Source organism: Gordonia sp. (in: high G+C Gram-positive bacteria) (assembly GCF_047600385.1).
Taxonomy (GTDB): domain Bacteria; phylum Actinomycetota; class Actinomycetes; order Mycobacteriales; family Mycobacteriaceae; genus Gordonia.
Map to the genome: position 1 here is coordinate 2,475,997 of NZ_JASGKZ010000001.1, position 20,903 is coordinate 2,496,899.

Sequence of the window (20,903 nt, forward strand, 5' to 3'; positions counted from 1 at the left end):
TCGGGGCGGTTCAGCGCCCGTAGCGCTGCGCCAGGCGGGCGGCCACCTCGTCGTCGAGGGAACGCTCGTCGTCCGCGGTGCGCGGGGGTTCGCCGGGTTCGTCGTCGGGCGGACTCGCGGTGCTCGCGGCGGCCAACCGGTCCAGGATCTGCCGGCGTTCGGAGTTCCGGCCGCTCTCGGCGGGGCCGGTCGGGGCGGGTTCGCCGTCGGCCGCGGCCTTGAGCGCGCGGCGGTGCTTCACCTCGGACCACACGAAATAGGCGACGCCGAGCGGCGCCATGATCCCGAACGCCAGCCACTGCAGGCCGTAGGAGAGATACGGACCGGTCTCCAGGCGGGGCAGCGCCATCGGGCTGAGGACGCCGGGCTGACCATCGACCAGCTGCACGTAGAACGGGGCCAGCGCGACACCCGATGCGGTCGAGAGCTGCGCGGTGTCGATCGTGTAGGCGGTGAGCCGGCCCTCCTCCACGCGCGGCTCCTTGCCGGGGCTGGTCCCCTCCGAGCGGCGCAGCCGGGCCGAGACCGTCACCTGCTCCGCGGGGGAGCCGGGGGAGACCACCGAGCCGTCGACCTCCGGACGGAAATAACCGCGATCGATCAGGATCACCCGGTCCGAACCGGCCACCTGGAACGGGGTCAGGGCCTGGACGGCGGGCCGCTCCTCCACCGACCGCAGCCGCAGCAGAACCTGCTTGTCGGCCAGATACCGGCCGGTGACGGTGATCTCGCGCCACTCGTCGTCGGCCTTCAGCGCCGCGCCCGGCGGCACCAGCTCGTCGAGCGGCACCGCGGGGGTGTCGACGGCGGTGCGGATCAGCGTGTTGCGGTGCTCGGTGTCGGCGTTCTTCCCGAGCTGCCACGGCGCCAGCACCAGGAAACAGGCGGCGGCGAACATGATCACCAGCACCGTGGTGAGTAACCACCCGGGCTTGAGGAAGGTCCGCAGCAACTGCACGCCGACCAGCTTACCGGCCGGTCGGGGCGCCCCTACCGGGCCCGGGTGCGGCTCACGTCCGGTCGGCCAGGGCGGCGTGCACCCAGGCGAGGAGGCCGGGCACCGCGGCCTCGATCTGCTCCCGCACGACGACGAAGTCGGCCGGTCCGCCGTAGTACGGATCGGGGACGTCGGCGGTGGTGGCGGCCGGATCGAAGCTGCGCAGCAGCCGCACCCGCTCGCCGAGGCGCTTGCGCTGCAGGTCGCGGGCGTGACCGGAGTCGAGCGCGATCAGCAGATCGGCGGAGAGGTGGCCGGGGCCGAGCTGGGCGGCCACGTGGTCGTCGGAGTACCCGTTGGCCAGCAGTTCGGTGCGGGCCCGGTTGTCGGCGGGCTCGCCCACGTGCCAGCCGCCGATCCCGGCGCTGCTGACCCGCACCCGGTCGGCCAGCCCCGCCTCGGCGATCACCCGAGTCAGGATCCGTTCGGCCATCGGGGAACGACAGATGTTGCCGCTGCAGACGAAACAGATGTGCAGCTTGCCTACCTCGGGTTTGTCAGACACCCAGTACCTCGCGCAGTTGCGGGACCGTTTCCACGGTCCACATGGCTTCGTCGACCTCCCCCGGGAGAGCGTAACCCCAGCCCACAGCGATCGCGGGTATGCCGAAGGACGCGGCTCCGTCGACGTCGTGGGAGCGGTCTCCGATCATGACGACGGGGGTCGTCTTCGGGTCCAACCCTAGTACGTGCAGGGCCCGCGCGATCACTTGCGCCTTGGATCGGCGTGTGCCGTCGGCGGTGGACCCGGCGATCACCGCGAAGTGGTCGGCCAGCCCGAAGTGCTCCAGGATCCGCCGGGCGGTGGTCTCGAACTTGCTGGTGGCGATCGCCAGGGTCCGGCCGGCGGCGGCCAGGTCGGCCAGCAGCGCGGCCATGCCGTCGAAGACGGCGTTCTCCCGCCAGCCGAGACGTTCGTAGCGTTCGCGGTACGCGGCCGTCGCGCGGTCGGCGTCGGCGCCGGTGAATCCGTAGGCGTGCAGGGTGTCGAGCAGGGGCGGTCCGGCGACGTGCCGCAACTCCTCGTCCGACGGTGCGGGCCGCCCCATCGTCGTCATCGCGTGGACGAACGAGGCCGCGATGCCCGGGAAGCTGTCGGTCACGGTCCCGTCGAGATCGACGAGCAGCACGGTCGCCGGATCGGCGGGGTCGGGCACGGGGGCATCGGCAGCGGCATCCTGAACGGTCACGTGCACCATCGTGCACGTAATGTCGACTGACATGTCAGTCGGTCGGTCCACGGTGTCCCGCAATGCGTTCTTCGCGCCCGGACGCCACGGCGACTGCGACGCCGAACCCGGCCTGATCGACTTCGCGGTGAACGTCCAGCCCGGACCGCCGTCGTTCGTCGCCGAGGCGTTGCGCAGTCGGATCGACGGGCTCGCCGCCTACCCCACGGACGACGACGAGCGGCGCGCCCTGACCGCGGTGGCCGCCGCCCACGGCCGCACCGTCGACGAGGTGCTCCTGCTGGAGGGCGCCGCCGAGGGTTTCGAGGTGCTCGCCCGGCTCCGCCCGCGACACGTGGCGTTGATCGAGCCGTCGTTCACCGAACCCGAGCGGGTGCTGCGCGCCGCCGGCGCACGGTGCACCTCGGTGACGCTCGCGCCGCCGTGGCGGGTGTCGCAGGCGCGGGTGCCCGACGACGCGGACCTGGTGATCGTCGGCAACCCGACCAACCCGACGTCGGTCCTGCATCCGCGCGCGGAGATCCTGGCCCTGCGGCGACCCGGCCGCCTGGTGGTGGTGGACGAGGCCTTCGCCGATCTGACGCTCGATCCGGACAGCGGCGTCCGGGAACCGGAGTCGCTGGCCGGGATGCTGCCCGACGGGGTGATCGTGATCCGCTCGATCACCAAGACCTTCGGCCTGGCCGGGCTGCGCGCGGGTTATCTGCTGGCCGCCCCCGAGACGATCGCGCGGCTGAGCGCCGGGCGACGGCACTGGCCGCTGGGCACGCTGGCGCTGACCGCGCTCGCCGCCTGCGTGGGACCGGTCGGCGAACGGTACGCCGCCGACCTGGCCGTCCGGATCGCCGAGGACCGGACGCACCTGGTCGAGTCGCTTCGGGCGGCGGGCCCGGCGGAGGCCGGGCTGGAGGTGACCGCCGAGCCGCGTGCGCCGTACGTGCTGATCCGGGTGCCCGACGGGCTGGCGCTCAAGGAGGCGCTGCGCACGCGGGGCTTCGGGGTGCGCAGCTGCGCCAACTTCACCGGACTGGGCCCGGAGTACCTGCGGCTGGCCGTGCGCTCGCCGGATCGGTCCGCGGCGCTGGTCCGAGCCGTGCAGGATGTTCTCGAGACGGAAGGAGACCGCTCATGACACTCACCCTCGGCGAGGTGCTCGCCGCCCTCGACGCCGCCTACCCGCCGCGGCTGGCCGAAGCGTGGGACGCGGTCGGCCTGGTGTGCGGCGACCCGGACGAGGAGGCGACCGCCGCACTGGTCTGCGTCGACGTGACCGAGGACGTGGTGGACCGGGCGCTGGAGACCGGCGCGCAGCTGATCGTCGCCCACCATCCGCTGCTGCTGCGCGGCGTGGAGTCGGTGGCCGCGAACACGCCCAAGGGGCGGCTGATCCACCGGCTGATCCGGGGCGGCTGCGCGCTGTACTCCGCGCACACCAACGCCGACAAGGTCCGCGGCGGCGTCTCCGATGCGCTCGCCGACGTCCTGGGCGTCCGCGACACCCGCCCGCTGGAACCCGAACCGACGTCGCCGCTGGACAAGTGGGTCGTGATGGTCCCCGAGGGCAACGTCGAGCAGGTGACCGAGGCGATGTTCGACGCCGGCGCCGGTGCGCTCGGCGACTACCGCGACTGCCTGTGGAGCGTGGTGGGCACCGGCCAGTTCCTGCCGTCGGAGGCCGCGAACCCCGCGGTCGGCGCGATCGGCGAGCTGACCCGCGTCGACGAGGCGCGGGTGGAGCTGGTGGCGTCGCGGGGCCGTCGTGCCGCGGTGCTCGCCGCCCTGCGGGCCGCGCACCCGTACGAGGAGCCGGCGTTCGACGTCTTCGCGCAGGCCGCCCTCGACGGCGACCTCGGTCTCGGCCGCGTCGGGACGCTCGCCGAGCCCACGACGCTGCGCGAGTTCGTCGCGCACGCCGGGCGGGTGCTGCCGCGTGCGCCGTGGGGCATCCGGGCCGCGGGCGACCCGGATGCCGTGGTCGAGACCGTCGCGGTGTGCGGCGGCGCCGGAGACTCCCTGATCGGGGCGGCGACGGCCGCCGGCGCCGACGTCTACCTGACCGCGGACCTGCGACACCACGTGGTGGACGAGGCGCTGCGGGCCGGCGCTCCGGCCCTGATCGACGCCGGGCACTGGGCCACCGAGTTCCCGTGGTGCGCGAGCGCCGCCGACCTGCTGATCGGGCTCGGCTGCACGGCGAGCGTCTACGAGCCGCCCACCGACCCGTTCACCCTGCACGCCTGACCCGCAGCACCCCGACATCCGACGAGAGAACAGAGACACCTGATGAAAGCCTCGCCCGCCGGGCAGCGCCGCCTGCTCGACATCGCCGACCTCGACGCCGAGGTCGCCCGCGCCCGACACCGCCTGCGGAACCTCCCCGAGGCCGAACAGGTCGCGGCGGTCGACGCCGAACTGGAGACCGCCGCCCAGGACGTGACCGCCGCCGAGGCCGCCGTCGCCGAACTGGAGACCGAGTACGAGCGGGTCGACGCCGAACTCACCGGGATGACCGAGCACGCCGCCCGCGACCGGGCGCAACTGGAGGCCGGCGCCCTGGGACACAAGGCGATGGCCGAGATGCAGCACGAGCTGGCGGGCCTGGAACGTCGTCGTGACCTGCTCGAATCGGATCTGCTGGAGATCATGGAGCGCCAGGAGGCGCTGGGCATGGAACTGGAGCGGGTCCGGGCCACGGTGACACGGCTGAACGAGAAGCGGACCGAGGCGGTCACCGCGCGCGACCACGCCACCGCGACCACCGAGAACGAGGTGACCGAGTTCCTGAGCCGCCGCGCGGCGACCGCCGAGGAGATCCCCGCCGACGTGCTGGCCGTGTACGACAGGCTCCGCGAACAGGGCCGCGTCGGCGCCGGACTGCTGCGCCAGAAGCGCTGCGGCGCCTGCCGGATGGAGCTGGACCCGCGCACCCTGAGTCGGATCGCCGCGGCCGCCGAGGACGAGGTCCTGCGCTGCGAGGAGTGCGGCGCGATCATGGTGCGCACCGAGCAGTCGGGACTGCCGACGGGCGGCGCCGAGCGGTGAGCGCGCCCAGCTGGCAGGGGCAGATCGCCGAACCCACCCGGCTGCTGCTGCTGCGGCACGGCCAGACGCCGCTCTCGGTGGAGCGCCGCTACTCCGGTCACGGCGACCCCGACCTGACCGACCTCGGCCGCGCGCAGGCCGCCGGTGCGGCGACCCGGCTGGGCGCCGCGCAGGCCGGGAGCGAGCCGATCGACGTGATCGTGTCGTCGCCGCTGGCCCGCACGCGCGCCACCGCGCAGGCCGTCGCCGAGGCGATCGGGGTGCCCGTCGTCGTGCACGAGGGTCTGATCGAGACCGATTTCGGCGCGTGGGAGGGCCTGACCTTCGCCGAGGCCGCCGAACGCGATCCCGAACTGCATCGGCGGTGGCTGGGCGATGCGGAGGTCGCGCCGCCGGGCGGGGAGAGCTTCGCGCAGGTGGCCGAGCGGCTGGCGGCGACCAAGGCCGACCTGCTCGCGTCGTATCCGGGGGCGCGGGTGCTGGCCGTGAGCCACGTGACCCCGATCAAGACGCTGCTGCGCGATGCGCTCGGGGTGGGGCCGGAGCTGCTGTTCCGTCTGCACCTGGACCTGGCGTCGCTCTCGATCGCCGAGTACTACCCGGACGGCGGCTCGGTGGTCCGCCTGGTGAACGACACCGGGCATCTGCAGTAGTCTGGTGGACGCGAACGAGCCGGCCGGGCGGCCGCGGCCGTCGGAACCGCGCGGGACTCCGCGCAGGCCGGTGTCGAGGAAAGTCCGGACTCCGCAGAGCAGGGTGGTTGCTAACGGCAACCCGGGGCGACCCGCGGGACAGTGCCACAGAGAACAGACCGCCCGCCGCCTCGGCGGCGGGTAAGGGTGAAACGGTGCGGTAAGAGCGCACCAGCGCCGCGAGTGATCGCGGCGGCTCGGTAAACCCCACCCGGAGCAAGGCCGAAGTCCGCACCGCGTGCGGTGCGGATGCGCGAGTGTTCGAGGACGGCTCGTCCGAGCTCGCGGGTTGGCTGCTCGAGGCACCCGGCGACGGTGTGTCCAGATGGATGGTCGCCCCCGGCTTCGGCCGGGACAGGATCCGGCTTACACGCCGGCTCGTTCGCTCCTCGCCGGTAGCCTGTGGTGCGTCACGACGCAGGAGGTACGACGATGACCCAGCCCTGGTTGCGGGCGCCCGAACTCGACTTCGCGCGGGTGCGCGACGAACTCGGACTCACCGCGGAATTCGGCCCCGAGGCCCTCGCCGAGGCGGGTGCCGCCGCCGACCGGCACGCCGACCGCCGGACCGACCGCCGCGATCTGGAACTGGTGACGATCGACCCGCCGACGTCGCTCGACCTCGATCAGGCGCTGCGGGTCCGCCGCGACGACGACGGCTACCTGGTCCACTACGCGATCGCCGACGTCGCCGCGCTGGTGACGCCCGGCGGAGCGCTCGACGCCGAGACCCGCCGTCGCGGCGCCACGATCTACTTCCCGGACGGCAACGTGCCGCTGCACCCGCGGGTGCTCTCGGAGAACGCCGGATCGCTGCTGCCGGAGGTCGACCGGGCCGCCGTGCTGTGGACGGTCCGGGTGGCCGGTGACGGCGAGGTGCTCGAGACCTCGGTGGAACGGGCGACGGTCCGCTCTCGCGCCCGCTTCGACTACGCGCAGGTGGCCGCCGACGCCGCCGCAGACCGGCTGCACCCGTCGATCACCGGGCTGCCCGGGTTCGGCGCGGCCCGCGAGGAGTGGGGGCTCGGCCGCGGCGCGGTGGCGCTGGAACTCCCGGATCAGGAGGTGGTCCGCAACGAGGACCCGGGCCGACGACGCGCGTGGACGCTGCGCCTGGCCCCGAGTACCCCGGCCGACCGGTGGAACGCCCAGGTGTCGCTGCTGGTGGGGATGTGCGCGGGCACCCTGATGCGGGCCGGCGGCATCGGCTTCTACCGGACGCTGCCCGCCGCCTCCGACGAGGCGGTCGGGGAGCTGCGCGCGGTCGCCGACCGGCTCGGCGTCCCCTGGCCCGAGGGCGCCTCGCCCGGCCGGTTCCTGGCGGGGCTGGATCCGGCGGCGCCGTCGACCCTGGCCCTGATGAGCGCGGGCGCCTCCCTGATGCGCGGCGCCGGATATCGCGCGGTGTTCTCCGGTGACGACGTGCCCGACGCGGAGCTGGTCCACGCGGGTGTCGGCGGGCTGTACGCGCACGTCACCGCGCCGCTGCGTCGTCTCGCCGACCGGTACGCGACCGAGATCGCCCTGGCGCTGAGCGCCGGGACGACGCCGGAGCCGTGGGTGCTCGACGCGCTGCCCGGGCTGGGCAAGATCATGAGCGGCGCCGGTTCGACGGCATCGTCGGCGGCGCGCCGCAGCGTCGACCTGGCCGAGGCGACGGTGCTGGCCGACCAGATCGGTGCGCGTTTCCCGGCCACCGTGATGCGGGCGGCGAACGAGCGCAGGCCCGCGCAGGTGTTCATCGCCTCCCCGGCGATCATCGCGCCGTGCGACGACGCCCCCGACGCCGGCAGCGAGTGCACCGCCGAGGTGGCCGTCGCCGATCCGGAGGCGGGCACGGTGGGCTTCACCGCGGTCTGACCCGGTCCGGTCCGTGTCGCGGTTCCCGTCGAGGATCGGCGAGAACCGCGACACGGGTCGAGGCGAACGATGAGAACCGCTACCGCGCGTCGAGGTACGCCTGCACCGCGGCGCGGCCGCGCTGCTCCTCGCTCGCATCCAGGCGGCCGAGGACGAACAGCGCCTCGGGGGAGAGTCCCGGCTTGGCGGCGACCTGCCGCAGCTTGGCGCGGTTGACGTCGGTGTCGTTGAAGTCGCCGAGGTGGGTCTGGATGCCCGCGGCCTTCGCCGAGATCTTCGCGGCCTCCTTCAACCCGAGCGGCTTGGCGGCGTCGGCGGTGTAGCGGACGGCCTTGGCGCGCTTGCGGATCCGGTGCACCTGGGCCACCCACTCGTCCGACCACGCCTGGAGGCCCTTGAGCTTCTTCTCCGCCTTGCGGACCCGGGCGTCGGCGAACTCCATGCCCTCCATGGCCACCTCGGCCGCGGAACGGTCGGCGTCGGGGCCCGGCCGCGGATTCGCGATCAGGTCGTCGAGGTCGTCGAGCAGCTTCAGGTACCGCGGCGTGGAGAGCGCGAAGCGCACCCTTCGCAGGGCGCGGGCCTGGCGTGCGAGCTGGTCGTCGATCAGGGCGACGCGCAGGTCGTCGGGTGCGTCGGCCTCCCGGCTCAGCAGGTTCTCGTTGATCTCCAGCTGGACCTCGCAGTCGCGGGCCTCGCCCAGCACCTCGCCGAGGGCGCCGAGCTCGGCGACGATCGGCTCGGTCGTCACCGGATCGATCACGGTGGGGAACGAGGTGAGCACGGAGCGGAGACGACGGGCCGTCACCCGCATTCGGTGGACGGCGTCCCAGGCGTTGACGCGCACCGCCGGATCCCAGCCGATCAGCGCATCCCGGTGCACCGACAACGAGTAGAGGACCAGGTCCAGGCCGGTGGCCTTCTTCGGGAGCCGGGCGGGGGCGTGCACGTGGGGCTCGGATCCGATCGCGCGGGCCAGCTTGGAGATGCTCGACGCGGTGCGCGCGCCCGAACCGCGCAGCAGCCGGTTCGCCGCCTTGAGGAGTTTCTCGCCGCCGCCGGTGAGCTCGAACTCCCACTCGGCCCACTCCTTGGTGACGTGGGTCTGGTGGGCGTGCGAGAGCACCCGGTCCTGGCAGAACTCCGCGAGGGAGACGCCGTCGTCGTCGTACAGGACGGTGACGATGCGCTCGGTGTCGATCTCGGCGACCGGGATCAACTGCCGGTTCCGGACGATGGCCGTGATCGCCTGCCGGATCTCGTCGGGGACGTCGCCGTCGGCGGGGGAGTCGTCGAAGCCCACGACCAGTTCCCGGCGGGCGTCGGTGCCCGCGGCGGGACGTTTGAGATGCCAGCCCGCATCGGTGCCCCCGGTCCGTCGGCGCAGCGTGATCCGGCGCGCGGCGAGGTCGTGCGTGGGGGTGTCCAGATAGGTCGCCACCAGCTCGTACTGCTGCGGCTCGCCGGCCCGCCCACCGGAGATCAGGGAGGCCAGGTCGGGGGCCGGCTGGCCCGCATCGACGTCGAACTTCAGCTCCACCTCGATCGATTCACGTGCGCTCAACTGCTTGTCTCCTCTTCCTGGATCGGGCGGGACGGGTGGACGGTCGGAGTCAGGCGAACCGGTCGGTCGCGGTCACCAGACGGTCGACGATGCCGGGTTCGAACGACGCGTGACCGGCATCGTCGACGATGTGCAGTTCGGCCTCGGGCCACGCCCGGTGCAGATCCCAGGCGCTGCGCATTGGGCAGACGACGTCGTAGCGCCCCTGCACGACGACGGCCGGGATGTGGGCGACGGCGCCGACGTCGGCCAGCAGCTGCCCCTCGTCGAGGAAGCCGCCGTGCACGAAGTAGTGGTTCTCGATGGTCGCGAAGGCGAGATCGAAGCGGTCGCCCTCGCGGGAGCTCCGCCGCGGAACGAGATAGCTGGTGTGGTTCTCCCAGCGGGTCCAGGCGCTCGCGGCCCGCTGAGCGAGCGCGCGGTCGGCGCCGGTGAGCAGGCGGTGGTACTCCAGGACCAGATCGCCGTCGCGCCGGTCCTCCGGGATCGGCGCGAGGTAGCCCTCCCACTCGTCGGGGTAGAGGTGGGCGGCGCCGCCGTTGTAATACCAGTCGATCTCGCTGCGGCGCAGCAGGAAGATGCCGCGCAGGACCAGTTCGGTGACGCGACCGGGATGGGTCTGCGCGTAGGCGAGCCCCAGCGTCGACCCCCAGGAGCCGCCGAAGACCTGCCAGGTCTCGATGCCGAGGTGCTCGCGGAGCCGCTCCATGTCGGCGATCAGCGCCGGGGTGTCGTTGACCGCGAGATCGGCGTGGAGCCGGTCCAGTCCGGCTTCGAGGCTGTCCTGGATGTGCGGCCGGGACCGGCCGCAGCCGCGCTGGTCGAACAGCACGATCCGGTAGCGGTCGGGATCGAAGAAGCGGCGCTGTTCGCCGGAGGTGCCGCCGCCGGGGCCGCCGTGGACGAAGACCACCGGCTTGCCGTCCGGGTTCCCGGACGTCTCCCAGTAGATCTCGTGATCGTCGCCGACGGCCAGATGTCCGGAGGCGTAGGGCTCGATGACCGGGTAGAGACCGCGCATGCACTCCAGCCTAGCCGTCGGAGACGGGCCGGGGAGGGGCCCGCGCGAAGTCGCCCGAGTCAGTACGAGTGCTCGACGCCCGGGAACTGCGCGCGGGCCACCTCGTCGGCGTAAGTCCGTGCGGCGGTTCGCAGGTCGTCGCCGAGGTGGGCGTAACGCTTGACGAACTTGGCGGTCCTGCCGTGGGTGTAGCCCGCCATGTCCTGCCACACCAACACCTGCGCGTCGGTCTCGTTCCCGGCGCCGATGCCCACGGTCGGGATGGTGAGCTTGCGGGTGATCTGGCCGGCGAGGTCGGCGGGGACCATCTCCATCACCACGGCGAAGGCGCCGGCCTCCTGGACGGCGATCGCGTCGGCGATCAGCTGATCGGCGCCGGCGCCGCGGCCCTGGACGCGGTAGCCGCCGAGGGTGTTGACGCTCTGCGGGGTGAAGCCCACGTGGGCCATCACCGGGATGCCTGCGGCGGTGAGCGCGGCGATCTGCGGGGCGATCCGCTCGCCGCCCTCGATCTTGACCGCGTGCGCGCCGCCCTCCTTGAAGAAGCGGACGGCCGATTCGAGCGCCTGCTGGGGGCTCACCTCGTAGCTGCCGAACGGCAGATCGGCCACCACCAGGGCGTGGGGGGCGCCGCGGACCACGGCGCGGACCAGCGGGATGAGTTCGTCGTTGCTCACCGGCACGGTGGTGTCGTAGCCGTAGACGACGTTGGCGGCGGAGTCGCCGACCAGGAGCACGGGGATCTCGGCGTCGTCGAAGATCGCGGCGGTGGAGTAGTCGTAGGCGGTGAGCATGGCCCACTTGTGCGACTCGGCCTTCCACTCGGCCAGATGCTGGAGCCGGGTCCTGCGTCGCGGGGCGGCGGGGGCGGCCGAGCCGGCGGACCCGTAGATCGGGGCGTCGGACTGGGCGTGCGGGGCGACGGAGTCGGTCATGGCTGGTCTCATTTCTGCCTCGAGTCCCGCGCGGCGGGTACCCGGGTTGGTGTGGACAGCGAGGATTCTTCCACCGTACCGGCGAGTAGCCCCCGTCGCCGTCCGGTGGTCTTGCTCACAGACGGCTGTGCCGGAGGTGCGGAGCGAGGGCGTCTCGCCGGGGGCTCGGGCGGTGCGCCGTCGACGTCGTACCTCCTGGTCAGAGGCGTGGTGGAGACGGTTCCGGGCATGTGTAACACGCGCGTAACAGGTGGGGCATAGGGTTCGGTCATGGATCGCCAACAGGAATTCGTGCTGCGGACCCTCGAGGAGCGGGACATCCGCTTCGTCCGACTGTGGTTCACCGACATTCTGGGCTATCTCAAGTCCGTGGCCATCGCGCCCGCGGAACTGGAGGGGGCCTTCGCCGAGGGGATCGGCTTCGACGGGTCGTCGATCGAGGGCTTCTCGCGGGTCTTCGAGGCGGACATGGTCGCCAAACCCGACCCCTCCACCTTCCAGGTGCTGCCGTGGGAGTCCGAGGGCAAGCACTACTCGGCACGGATGTTCTGCGACATCGCCATGCCCGACGGCACGCCCGCCTGGGCCGACCCGCGCCACGTGCTGCGCAGGCAGATGAGCAAGGCCGCCGATCAGGGGTTCAGCTGCTACGTGCACCCCGAGATCGAGTTCTACCTGCTCAAGAACATGCCCTCCGACGGCAGCGAGCCGATCCCCGCCGACAACGGCGGCTACTTCGACCAGGCCGTGCACGACACGGCCCCGAACTTCCGGCGGCACGCCATCGAGGCGCTCGAGGCGATGGGCATCTCGGTGGAGTTCAGCCACCACGAGGGCGGCCCCGGACAGCAGGAGATCGACCTCCGCTACGCCGACGCGCTCAGCATGGCCGACAACGTGATGACCTTCCGCTACCTGGTCAAGGAGGTGGCGATGCGCGACGGCGTGCGCGCGACCTTCATGCCCAAGCCGTTCACCCAGCACCCCGGGTCGGCGATGCACACGCACATGAGCCTGTTCGAGGGGGAGGCCAACGCCTTCCACGACCCCGACGACCACATGCAGCTGTCGGAGACCGGCAAACAGTTCATCGCCGGCATCCTGACGCACGCCGACGAGATCAGCGCCGTCACCAACCAGTGGGTCAACAGCTACCGGCGACTGGTGCACGGCGGAGAGGCGCCGACCGCGGCCACCTGGGGCCGGGCGAACCGGTCGGCGATGGTCCGGCTGCCGCTGTACACGCCGAACAAGGCATCGTCGCGCCGCGTGGAGATCCGCACCCCGGACTCCGCGTGCAACCCCTACCTCTCGTTCGCGGTGCTGCTGGCCGCCGGCCTCAAGGGCATTGCCGAGGGCTACGAACTGCCCGAGGAGGCCGAGGACAACGTCTGGGCGCTCACCCCGGGGGAGCGTCGTGCGATGGGCTACCGCGAACTGCCGAACTCGCTCGCCGAGGCGCTCAACGTGATGGAGCGCTCCGAACTGGTCGCCGAAGCGCTCGGCGAGCACGTCTTCGACTACTTCCTGCGCAACAAGTGGTCCGAGTGGGCGGAGTACCGGGCCCGGGTGACCCCGTACGAGCTGGAGAGCTACCTGCCGCTGTAACCCCGCGTCACGGAAGCCTCCGCGCCGGTTTCGGCGGGCCGAATCCGGTCTGTAGGAACCTCCAACGGCCCGGCCCGACTACGCTGAGCACGTGACTTCGATGGGTGGACGCTCGGCTGTTCCGAGCCCGGGCCGACTCGGATTGCTCGAGTCCACGGCCCGCCAGGATCTGGACGAGTTGGGCTGGAACGACGAGGCCGCCGTCGATCGGTTGTGGGCGCTCTCCCGCGCCCCCGACGCCGACCTGGCGCTCAAGGCGCTGGTCCGGCTGAAGAACGCGCAGAGCGCGGGCCGGGGCGGACCGAACGGCTGGGCCGAGATCGACCGGCTGCTGCGCAGCGACAAGACCTTCCGCGGCCGCCTGCTGGGCTGCCTGGGCGCCTCCGATGCGCTGGGCGACCACCTGGTGGCCGAGGAACGGTCGTGGCGGCTGCTGCTCGAACCGCACCTGCCGAGTGCGGAGCAGGCCCGGGACACCCTGCTCGCCGCGGTGGAGGCGACACCCGAACCGGATGCCCGGGAGAACCTGCTCTACCGCGCCGGGATCACCGGACCGCAGGCCGTCGCCCGGCTCCGGGTGACCTACCGCGACCTGGTGATGCAGCTGGCCGCGCAGGATCTGGCGCCGATCGTCGAGGACGAGCCGGTGCTGTTCCTCCCGGAGGTCGGCGGACACCTGGCCGACCTCGCCGACGCCGGTCTCACCGCCGCGCTCGCGGTGGCCGTCGCCCAGGTCCTCGGCGACAAGCCGCTCGAAGGCAGGCTCGCGGTGATCGCGATGGGCAAGTGCGGCGCCCGGGAACTGAACTACGTGTCCGACGTCGACGTCGTCTTCGTCGCCGAACCCGCCGATACGACGTCGGCGCGCATCGCCGGTGAACTGATGCGCATTGGGTCGATGGCGTTCTTCGAGGTGGACGCCGCGCTGCGGCCCGAGGGCAAACGCGGGGCGCTCACCCGGACCCTGGAGTCCCATCTCGCGTACTACCAGCGCTGGGCCAAGACCTGGGAGTTCCAGGCACTGCTCAAGGCGCGTGCGATGACCGGCGACCTGGCCCTCGGCGCCGACTACATCGCGGCCACCGGGCCGCTGGTGTGGACCGCGTGCGAGCGGGAGGACTTCGTGACCGACGTCCAGGCGATGCGCCGCCGCGTCGAGTCGCTGGTGCCCGACGACCACAAGGAACGCAACGTCAAGCTCGGGCAGGGCGGTCTGCGCGACGTCGAGTTCGCCGTCCAGCTGATGCAGATGGTGCACGGGCGCGTCGACGAGTCGCTGCGCGTGCGGTCGACCCTCGAAGCGATCGATGCGCTCACCCGGGGCTGCTACGTCGGACGGAACGACGGCGCCAACTTCCACGCCTCGTACGAGTTCCTGCGCGGCCTGGAACACCGCCTGCAGCTGCAGCGGCTCTCGCGCACGCACCTGCTGCCGGACCCCGACGACGACGTCGCCATGCGCTGGCTCGCGCGGGCCGCGCACGTCCGACCGGAGCGGGGGAACGACGCCGCGACCGTCCTGCGCCGCGAGCTGGTGCACCAGCGTTCCCGGGTGCGGCAGCTGCACGAGAAGCTCTTCTACCGCCCGCTGCTGGAGGCGGTGACCCGCTTCGACGCCGATTCGCTGTACCTGCAGAACAAGTCGGCCGAACGTCAGCTCGCCGCCCTGGGCTACGCCATGCCCGAGCGCGCGCTGGCGCACATCAAGGCCCTCGGTTCCACGCCGGGCCGCCGCGGCCAGGTGCAGATGCTGATCCTGCCCGGTCTGCTGCAGCACATCAGCAACACCCCGGACCCGGACGCGGGCCTGCTCAACTACCGCAAGCTGTGCGACGAGCTGACCACCAACGAGTGGTTCCTGCGACTGCTGCGGGACGACGGCGTGGTCGCCGAGAACCTCATGCACGTGCTCGGCACCTCGGAGTACATCGCCGACCTGCTGATGCGCTCGCCGGATGTGATCCAGCTCTACACCACCGGCGCCGCCGGACCGAAGCTGTGCGAGGTGAGCTCGGACGACGTCGTGAAGGGTCTGATCGCGTCGGTGCGCAGGCATTCCGATCCGCGCAAGGCCATCGCCGTCGCCCGTTCGCATCGGCGGGCCGAACTGGCCCGGATCGCCTCGGCGGACCTGCTCGGTCTGATGGACGTGCAGGAGGTGTGCCGCGCCCTCTCGACGGTGTGGGCCGCGGTGCTGGGCGCCGCGTTGGAGAAGATGATGGCCTCCGTCCCGCACGGCGACGGCCCCGCGCCCGCCCGGATGGCCGTGATCGGCATGGGGCGGCTCGGCGGCGGCGAGCTCGGCTACGGTTCGGACGCCGACGTGCTGTTCGTCTGCGATCCCGTCGAGGACGCCGACGAGACCGCGGCCCTGCGCTGGGCGCAGACCGTCGCCGACAACGTGCGCTCGCTGCTCGGGACCCCCAGTGCCGATCCGCCGCTGGAGGTGGACGTGGGCCTGCGGCCGGAGGGCAAGAACGGGCCGATCGTGCGGACCCTCGCGTCGTACAAGGCGTACTACCACCAGTGGGCGCAGGCGTGGGAGGTGCAGGCGCTGCTGCGCGCGCACGCGGTGGCCGGCGACCCGGATCTGGGCCTGGACTTCCTGCACATGATCGACGAGATCCGCTACCCCGAGGGCGGCGTCTCGAAGGACGCGGTCAAGGAGATCCGCCGGATCAAGGCCCGCGTGGACGCCGAACGCCTGCCGCGCGGCGCCGACCCGATGACGCACACCAAACTCGGCCGCGGCGGCCTGGCCGACGTCGAGTGGACCGTCCAGCTGATGCAGCTCCGCCACGCGCACAGGTACCCCGAACTGCACCGGACGTCGACCGTCGAGACGCTCGACGCCATCGGCGACGCGGAACTGCTCACCGCGGAGGAGGTGGCCATGCTCAAGGACGCGTGGCTCACCGCCACCCGCGCCCGCAACGCGCTGGTGCTGGTGCGCGGCAAGCCGGTGGACCAGCTGCCCGCACCGGGCCGGGAGCTCCGGGCCATCGCGTACGCGGCCGGCTGGCCGCAGGACGAGGCCGCCGAGTTCCTGGAGCACTACCTGCGGGTGACCCGCCGGGCCAAGGGCGTGGTGACCGAGGTGTTCGGGGCGTAGCAGCCGGATCACCGCGGTCTGGTCTCGTTCCCCGGTGATCGAGTCGTGCCCAGGCGATCGAGCTTTCCTCGGCGATCGAGCTTTCCTCGGTGGTCGAGTCGTTCCTCGGCGGTCGAGTTTTCCCGCTGATCGAGTCGTTCCTCGGTGATCGAGCGGAGTCGAGATCTCGACTCCGCTCGATCGGATGCGAGGGAGGTCAGCTCATGGCGAGGATCTTCAGCGCGAACATGATGGTGTCGCCGGCGGCGATGGAGCCGTCCGGGGTGCCCTGCGGGTAGCCGTCATCCGACGGGATCACGACGGCGACGGTGGAGCCCACCTTCTGGCCGACCAGGGCCTGGCGGAAGCCCGGGATCACCTCGCCCGCGCCGAACTCGGCGGCCGCACCGCGCTCGTAGGCGCTGTCGAAGACGGTGCCGTCCCGGCCGTTGACGCCCATGTAGCAGACCTTCACGGTGCTCGCCTCGGTGACCGTGGCGCCGGTGCCCTCGACGAGGGTCTTGACCTCTGTCTTGTCGACGGTGAACGGCGCCGTCAGGACCACGCGGGGAGCGGCGGTGTCGGACTGGCCGAGGATCTCGGCCTTGCCCGCGGTGCCCTCCACCGTCCACTGGGCCTTCGCATCGGCGGCGGGTGCCGCGGTGGGGCAGCCGTCGGCGCCGGGCGTCGGGGCGGCGAACGGCTCGGTCGGCTGCGCGGTCACGGTGGTGGTCTCGGAGCTCTCGGAGTCGGAGGCATCGCTCGAACATCCGGCCAGCAGGAGGGCCGCGGCGGCGACGGGAGCGAGAAGCAGGGCGTTGCGTTTCATGGCACGAACGTTACCGGGCGGACGGGGGAGGCCCCTTCGACAGGCTCAGGGATCGTCGTGGGATTCGGGGGCCGGTGGCCGTCCGGGGTTCCGGGATCGTGGTGGGGCCGGGATCGTCGGAACGATGTCCGGGAATTTCGATACGATCGTGTCTTCATCGAGACAGGGGCGCCGATGCACGACGAACGCGAGACCGGGACACGGGACGTGCCGACAGACGGGGCCGCGTCCGGATGGCGGGTGGGCCGGGCGCGCACCGACGTCACCGGGGAGCCGTGGGGCGTGGGGATGATGGGCTACGGGATGCCGGGCCAGCGCACCCGCGGGATCCTGTCGCGGCAGTACGCGCGGGCGTTCGTGCTCGACGACGGCCGCACTCGGGTGGCCTTCGTCGTCGCCGACATCGGGATGTTCTTCCAGGCCACGGTCACGGCGATCCACGAACGACTGGCCCGGCGGTTCGGCGACCGCTACACCGCCGCCAACGTCGTGCTCACCGCGACGCACACCCACTGCGGGCCGGGCGGGCACGGCCACGACGTCCTCTACAACATCACCACCGGCGGGTTCCGGCCGCGCGGCTTCGACCGGCTGGTCGACGGCGTCGTCGAGGCGATCGCCCGCGCGGACGCCGACCTGGCGCCGACCGCGGTGATCCGCACCGCGGGCGACCTGACCGAGGCGAGCGCCAATCGCGCCCGCGCGGCCTTCGAACGCAACCCCGCCGACGCGCGGGCGCTGTTCCCCGACGCCGTCGATCCGCGGATGACGCTGCTGCGGATGGAACGCGGGACCGGGCCGGTCGGGGCGATCAGCTGGTTCGCCGTCCACAACACCTCCATGACCAACACCAACCGGCTGATCAGCGCCGACAACAAGGGGTGGGCGGCACGGGAGTGGGAGGCGGGCGGCGATGCGGTGATCGCGTTCGCCCAGACCAATGCGGGTGATCTCAGTCCGAACCTCGCACTGAGGCCCGGCACCGGGCCCACCGACGACGAACGCGCCAACACCCGGATCATCGGGGAGCGGCAACTGGCCCGCGCGCAGGCGCTGGCCGTCGAACCCGGGGAGCCGCTGGCGCCGCACCTGGACGTGCGGCACCGCTGGGTGAGGGTCGCCGGGCGCCGGGCCCGGGAAGGACGTGCCGGTCGGGCGATCCTCGGTGCGAGCTTCGCCGCGGGCAAGCTCACCGACGGCCCCGGCTCCCCGCTGTTCGGCGAGGGCAAGACCAATCCGGTGCTCGACCGGTTCAGCCGCCTGCTCTATCGGGCGTTCCCCGGACTGGCCGCCGCGCAGGCGCCCAAAGACCTGTTCCTGCCGGTCGGTCCCCTTCGCTGGGTGCAGGAGACCTACCTGCTGCAACTCCTGCGGTGGGGGAGCCTCCACCTGATCTGTCTGCCCTTCGAGGTGACCGTCGTCGCCGGTCTGCGGCTGCGGCAGGCCGTCGCCGACACACTGGGCGTCGACGTCGACGACGTCGTGCTGCAGGGTTACGCGAACGGATACGGGCACTACGTCACCACGCCGGAGGAGTACGACGAGCAGCTCTACGAGGGCGGATCGACGATCTTCGGACGCCACGAGTTGGCGGTGCTGCGCGAGGCCGTCGTCGAACTGGCGGAGGGGATGCGGGACGGGACGACGGCGGATCCGGGATCGCCGCCGGCGCCGCGCCGGCTGCGCTGGACCCTCCCCGCGGGGTCGCCGCGCCTGGCCCGCCGGGTGCCCGCGGCACTGCTGGCCGCACCGTCGAACGCCCGGACCGGTGAGACGGTGCACGCGGAGTTCGTCACCGATCACCCCAACGCGGTGCTGCGGCCCACTTATCTGCGGGTGGAGCGGGCGGCGGCGGACCCGCGGTGGGAGACGGTGGCGGACGACTCGTCGTCGAACACGACGATCACCTGGCGCCGGGACCGGCGGCTCCGCTTCGTCGCCGACATCACCTGGATCCCGGACGATCCGGGCACGTACCGGATCGTGTCCGTCGGGGACGACGAGGTGGCGACCCCGCCGATCGTCGTGGCCTGACGACCGCCCCCGATCAGCCGGGGTGCAGTTCGCGGCGGAGGAAGTCGGTCTGGCCGGCGACGACGTCGTCGAAGAACGGCGGCAGGTAGACCCCGAAGTGGCCGGTGGGGAATCGTTGGAGTTCGGCTCGCCCGCCCAGGCGGGCCGCCGCATCGAGGGTCGGCCGCACCGGAGTCAGATCGTCGTGGTCGGCGGCGGTCAGGTGGACGCGGCAGGGCAGCCGGTCGAGGAACGACACCGCGCGGAACACCGGGAGCGCGGCGAAATCGCGCATCCCGATGCGATTGCGCCACGACGGCCCGGCGAGCTGGGCCACCTGCGCCCACGACTCGTCGGATACGTACGCGGCGCGCTCACCGGTCCGCCCGACGGCTCGAACGCAGTAGGGGTCGCGGCGGAGCAGACCCCGCACGACGTCGTGCGACACGACGAGCGACAGCCACGCCAGCATCGTCGGCGGTGTGGTCCGGACCAGGAAGCGGGCGGTCGCCAGATTGTCGAGATTGGGGACCTGGGCGACCACCGCGGCCACCGCGCCGTCGTCGGCGGCCGCGGCGATCACGACGCCGCCGGAGTACGACGTGCCCCACAGGGCGACCCGGCTCGGATCGACGTCGGGCAGCGCCCGGGTCGCGGCGAGCGCGCAGGCGAAGTCGCGCCGCTGCGCATCGATGCGGACCACCTCGCGCGGGCCGCCGCCGCTGTCCCCGAACCCGGAGTAGTCGAACACCACCGCGTGCAGGCCCGCGGCGGCGAAACGCTCGGCGTACCGGGCGAGACCGCTGTCCCGGGTGAAACCGTAACCGTGCCCGAGGACCACGGCGGGCGCCCGACCGGACGAGTCGCGGAGCACCTCGGAGGTCGGCGGATAATGCCAGGCCCCCAGCTCGTGCGAGTCGCGGGGGAGCCGGACGTCATGCCGGAGGGGTGCGGGAGTCACGGGTCACCTCGTGGTCGGGGATGCGGGAGTCTGGGGCGCGGGAGTCTGAGGTGTGGAAGTCGGGGGTGTGGAAGTCGGGGGTGCGGGAGTCGACGACGCCGGAGCGGAGCTCACCGCGGGCGGCCCCGGGCACCGACCGCCGGGCAGGAGCGCGCGGTGCCGTCCGAGCCAGCGGCCGAGCGTGTTCATCACGGTGACGCCGGTGTCGTAACTCATCTTCGGGGCGTGCACGCTCATCGAGACCGCGACGCGGGAGCCGTCGTCGAGGGTGAGGATGCCGATCTGGCGGACCAGATAGCCGCGGTCGCGCTCGTCCACGCCCCACCCGCCCTTGACCGCGGCATCCTCGCTGCTCGCCTTGCGCAGCCCCCAGTTCTGGGTACGGCCGACCTGCGCCATGAGCGCCAGGATGTGCTCGCTGCCGTCCATGCAGGGCAGCTTCGCGGTCCACAGGGCCGAGTCGGAGAGCGCCCACAGGGTCTCGCCGAGATGCGGCCACTCGTCGTCGTCCGTGGCGGGCAGGACGAGAGTGCGGGCGTCGCCGCCCTCGCGCAGCACCGAGGTGACCGCGTCGACGGCCTCGCCCGGGGATCCGAGCGAGCGGGTGAGGCGCCGGGCGGAACGGTTGTCGGAGTCGACGATGGCCTTGGTCTCGGAACGGTTCTGGCCGTTGCGTCGTTCGGCGGCCAGGGCGAGCGGGATCTTGATCGTCGACCAGGCGTCCCGGATCGTCTGGTCGCCGAGCAGGACGGGCGTGCCGCCGCCGACCGGGGCCAGCGCGATTCCGGTGGGCGTCTTCAACCGGAGCCGGGCGAACGCGGCGTGGAGCCGGTCGTCGTCGAGTCGGACGCCGGGGGCCTCGGAAGACGGATCGGTCGTCCGCGCCTGGGTTGTCGGTGCCGCCGCGGGAACGTCGGTGGGACGTTGCTTCCAGGCCGACGAGGCGGCGACGACGATGAGCAGCACCGACACCACCGCGAGGAAGACACGGACCGGCCACCGCGCGGGGACGCCCCACGTCGTTCTCTCCGGTTTCGGTGCGGGTGACCGGTGTCTTTGGCTCACAGACATCGAGTATTCCCGGATCGGATCGCCAATGC

The 20,903-nt window shown here is 72.3% G+C and carries 17 protein-coding genes and 1 other RNA gene; 9 read left to right on the plus strand and 9 right to left on the minus strand.

Annotated elements, in window-relative coordinates:
- Positions 1 to 10: 10 nt before the first annotated feature.
- The 3 genes from QM809_RS11130 to QM809_RS11140 are packed head-to-tail and all read right to left on the minus strand — an operon-like array spanning position 11 to position 2,187.
- Entirely contained in the window at positions 11 to 958 is a 948-nt protein-coding gene (locus tag QM809_RS11130) for an SURF1 family protein (RefSeq protein ID WP_415045852.1), read from the minus strand.
- Positions 959 to 1,010: 52 nt separating this feature from the next.
- Positions 1,011 to 1,502 (minus strand): low molecular weight protein-tyrosine-phosphatase, encoded by a 492-nt coding sequence (locus QM809_RS11135; RefSeq protein WP_415045853.1) that lies wholly within the window; start codon positions 1,500 to 1,502, stop codon positions 1,011 to 1,013.
- Positions 1,495 to 2,187, minus strand: coding sequence for an HAD hydrolase-like protein (locus tag QM809_RS11140; protein ID WP_415045855.1), 693 nt, complete (start codon positions 2,185 to 2,187; stop codon positions 1,495 to 1,497). Before QM809_RS11140 ends, QM809_RS11135 begins: the two co-directional genes overlap by 8 nt.
- 31 nt (positions 2,188 to 2,218) lie before the next feature.
- Here QM809_RS11140 and cobC point away from each other — a divergent pair, with 31 nt between their 5' ends.
- The 6 genes from cobC (at position 2,219) to QM809_RS11170 (ending at position 7,781) form a co-directional block, all read left to right on the plus strand.
- Entirely contained in the window at positions 2,219 to 3,319 is a 1,101-nt protein-coding gene (gene cobC, locus QM809_RS11145) for an Rv2231c family pyridoxal phosphate-dependent protein CobC (protein ID WP_415045856.1), read from the plus strand.
- Positions 3,316 to 4,428 (plus strand): Nif3-like dinuclear metal center hexameric protein, encoded by a 1,113-nt coding sequence (locus tag QM809_RS11150; protein ID WP_415045858.1) that lies wholly within the window; start codon positions 3,316 to 3,318, stop codon positions 4,426 to 4,428. Before cobC ends, QM809_RS11150 begins: the two co-directional genes overlap by 4 nt.
- Positions 4,429 to 4,470: 42 nt before the next feature.
- Positions 4,471 to 5,229, plus strand: coding sequence for a zinc ribbon domain-containing protein (locus tag QM809_RS11155; protein WP_415045859.1), 759 nt, complete (start codon positions 4,471 to 4,473; stop codon positions 5,227 to 5,229).
- Positions 5,226 to 5,882, plus strand: coding sequence for a histidine phosphatase family protein (locus QM809_RS11160; protein WP_415045861.1), 657 nt, complete (start codon positions 5,226 to 5,228; stop codon positions 5,880 to 5,882). Before QM809_RS11155 ends, QM809_RS11160 begins: the two co-directional genes overlap by 4 nt.
- A 15-nt stretch (positions 5,883 to 5,897) precedes the next feature.
- An RNA gene (gene rnpB, locus QM809_RS11165) (RNase P RNA component class A) lies at positions 5,898 to 6,306 on the plus strand.
- A gap of 47 nt (positions 6,307 to 6,353) precedes the next feature.
- A complete protein-coding gene (locus tag QM809_RS11170; RefSeq protein ID WP_415045863.1) occupies positions 6,354 to 7,781 on the plus strand; it encodes an RNB domain-containing ribonuclease in 1,428 nt (475 codons plus the stop codon).
- 79 nt (positions 7,782 to 7,860) lie between these two features.
- Here the strand turns inward: QM809_RS11170 and QM809_RS11175 are convergent, their stop codons facing one another.
- Genes QM809_RS11175 through panB form a run of 3 tightly spaced genes read right to left on the minus strand, consistent with a single transcriptional unit; the run spans position 7,861 to position 11,301 of the window.
- Positions 7,861 to 9,345, minus strand: coding sequence for a CHAD domain-containing protein (locus QM809_RS11175; RefSeq protein WP_415045864.1), 1,485 nt, complete (start codon positions 9,343 to 9,345; stop codon positions 7,861 to 7,863).
- A 49-nt stretch (positions 9,346 to 9,394) separates the two neighbouring features.
- The gene (pip, locus tag QM809_RS11180; protein WP_415045865.1) at positions 9,395 to 10,366 is read right to left on the minus strand and encodes a prolyl aminopeptidase; all 972 of its coding nucleotides are present in this window, start codon (positions 10,364 to 10,366) and stop codon (positions 9,395 to 9,397) included.
- A 59-nt stretch (positions 10,367 to 10,425) separates the two neighbouring features.
- A complete protein-coding gene (gene panB / locus QM809_RS11185; protein WP_415045866.1) occupies positions 10,426 to 11,301 on the minus strand; it encodes a 3-methyl-2-oxobutanoate hydroxymethyltransferase in 876 nt (291 codons plus the stop codon).
- Between the two features lie 270 nt (positions 11,302 to 11,571).
- Between panB and QM809_RS11190 the strand changes: the two genes are divergently transcribed.
- Both QM809_RS11190 and QM809_RS11195 read left to right on the plus strand, forming a co-directional pair.
- Positions 11,572 to 12,909, plus strand: coding sequence for a glutamine synthetase family protein (locus QM809_RS11190; protein WP_415045867.1), 1,338 nt, complete (start codon positions 11,572 to 11,574; stop codon positions 12,907 to 12,909).
- Positions 12,910 to 13,009: 100 nt separating this feature from the next.
- Complete coding sequence (locus QM809_RS11195; RefSeq protein WP_415047063.1) at positions 13,010 to 16,021, plus strand: bifunctional [glutamine synthetase] adenylyltransferase/[glutamine synthetase]-adenylyl-L-tyrosine phosphorylase; 3,012 nt, start codon at positions 13,010 to 13,012, stop codon at positions 16,019 to 16,021.
- A gap of 196 nt (positions 16,022 to 16,217) precedes the next feature.
- On the opposite strand, the gene QM809_RS11200 is transcribed toward QM809_RS11195, so the two are convergent.
- Positions 16,218 to 16,829, minus strand: a complete 612-nt coding sequence (locus QM809_RS11200) for an FKBP-type peptidyl-prolyl cis-trans isomerase (protein ID WP_415045868.1) — start codon at positions 16,827 to 16,829, stop codon at positions 16,218 to 16,220.
- Between the two features lie 174 nt (positions 16,830 to 17,003).
- Between QM809_RS11200 and QM809_RS11205 the strand changes: the two genes are divergently transcribed.
- Complete coding sequence (locus QM809_RS11205; protein WP_415045870.1) at positions 17,004 to 18,863, plus strand: neutral/alkaline non-lysosomal ceramidase N-terminal domain-containing protein; 1,860 nt, start codon at positions 17,004 to 17,006, stop codon at positions 18,861 to 18,863.
- A 13-nt stretch (positions 18,864 to 18,876) separates the two neighbouring features.
- Here the strand turns inward: QM809_RS11205 and QM809_RS11210 are convergent, their stop codons facing one another.
- Together QM809_RS11210 and QM809_RS11215 are read right to left on the minus strand one after the other, a co-directional pair.
- A complete protein-coding gene (locus QM809_RS11210) occupies positions 18,877 to 19,803 on the minus strand; it encodes an alpha/beta hydrolase (protein ID WP_415045871.1) in 927 nt (308 codons plus the stop codon).
- 3 nt (positions 19,804 to 19,806) lie between these two features.
- A complete protein-coding gene (locus QM809_RS11215) occupies positions 19,807 to 20,874 on the minus strand; it encodes a hypothetical protein (protein WP_415045872.1) in 1,068 nt (355 codons plus the stop codon).
- Positions 20,875 to 20,903: the final 29 nt, after the last annotated feature.

Excerpts from the sequence above, each read along its gene's own strand:
- cobC (WP_415045856.1), top strand. The coding sequence starts at position 2,219 with ATGTCAGTCGGTCGGTCCACGGTGTCCCGCAATGCGTTCTTCGCGCCC.
- QM809_RS11155 (WP_415045859.1), top strand. The coding sequence starts at position 4,471 with ATGAAAGCCTCGCCCGCCGGGCAGCGCCGCCTGCTCGACATCGCCGAC.
- QM809_RS11190 (WP_415045867.1), top strand. The coding sequence starts at position 11,572 with ATGGATCGCCAACAGGAATTCGTGCTGCGGACCCTCGAGGAGCGGGAC.
- pip (WP_415045865.1), bottom strand. The coding sequence starts at position 10,366 with ATGCGCGGTCTCTACCCGGTCATCGAGCCCTACGCCTCCGGACATCTG.
- QM809_RS11150 (WP_415045858.1), top strand. The coding sequence starts at position 3,316 with ATGACACTCACCCTCGGCGAGGTGCTCGCCGCCCTCGACGCCGCCTAC.
- panB (WP_415045866.1), bottom strand. The coding sequence starts at position 11,301 with ATGACCGACTCCGTCGCCCCGCACGCCCAGTCCGACGCCCCGATCTAC.
- QM809_RS11200 (WP_415045868.1), bottom strand. The coding sequence starts at position 16,829 with ATGAAACGCAACGCCCTGCTTCTCGCTCCCGTCGCCGCCGCGGCCCTC.
- QM809_RS11215 (WP_415045872.1), bottom strand. The coding sequence starts at position 20,874 with ATGTCTGTGAGCCAAAGACACCGGTCACCCGCACCGAAACCGGAGAGA.
- QM809_RS11205 (WP_415045870.1), top strand. The coding sequence starts at position 17,004 with ATGCACGACGAACGCGAGACCGGGACACGGGACGTGCCGACAGACGGG.
- QM809_RS11170 (WP_415045863.1), top strand. The coding sequence starts at position 6,354 with ATGACCCAGCCCTGGTTGCGGGCGCCCGAACTCGACTTCGCGCGGGTG.
- QM809_RS11195 (WP_415047063.1), top strand. The coding sequence starts at position 13,010 with ATGGGTGGACGCTCGGCTGTTCCGAGCCCGGGCCGACTCGGATTGCTC.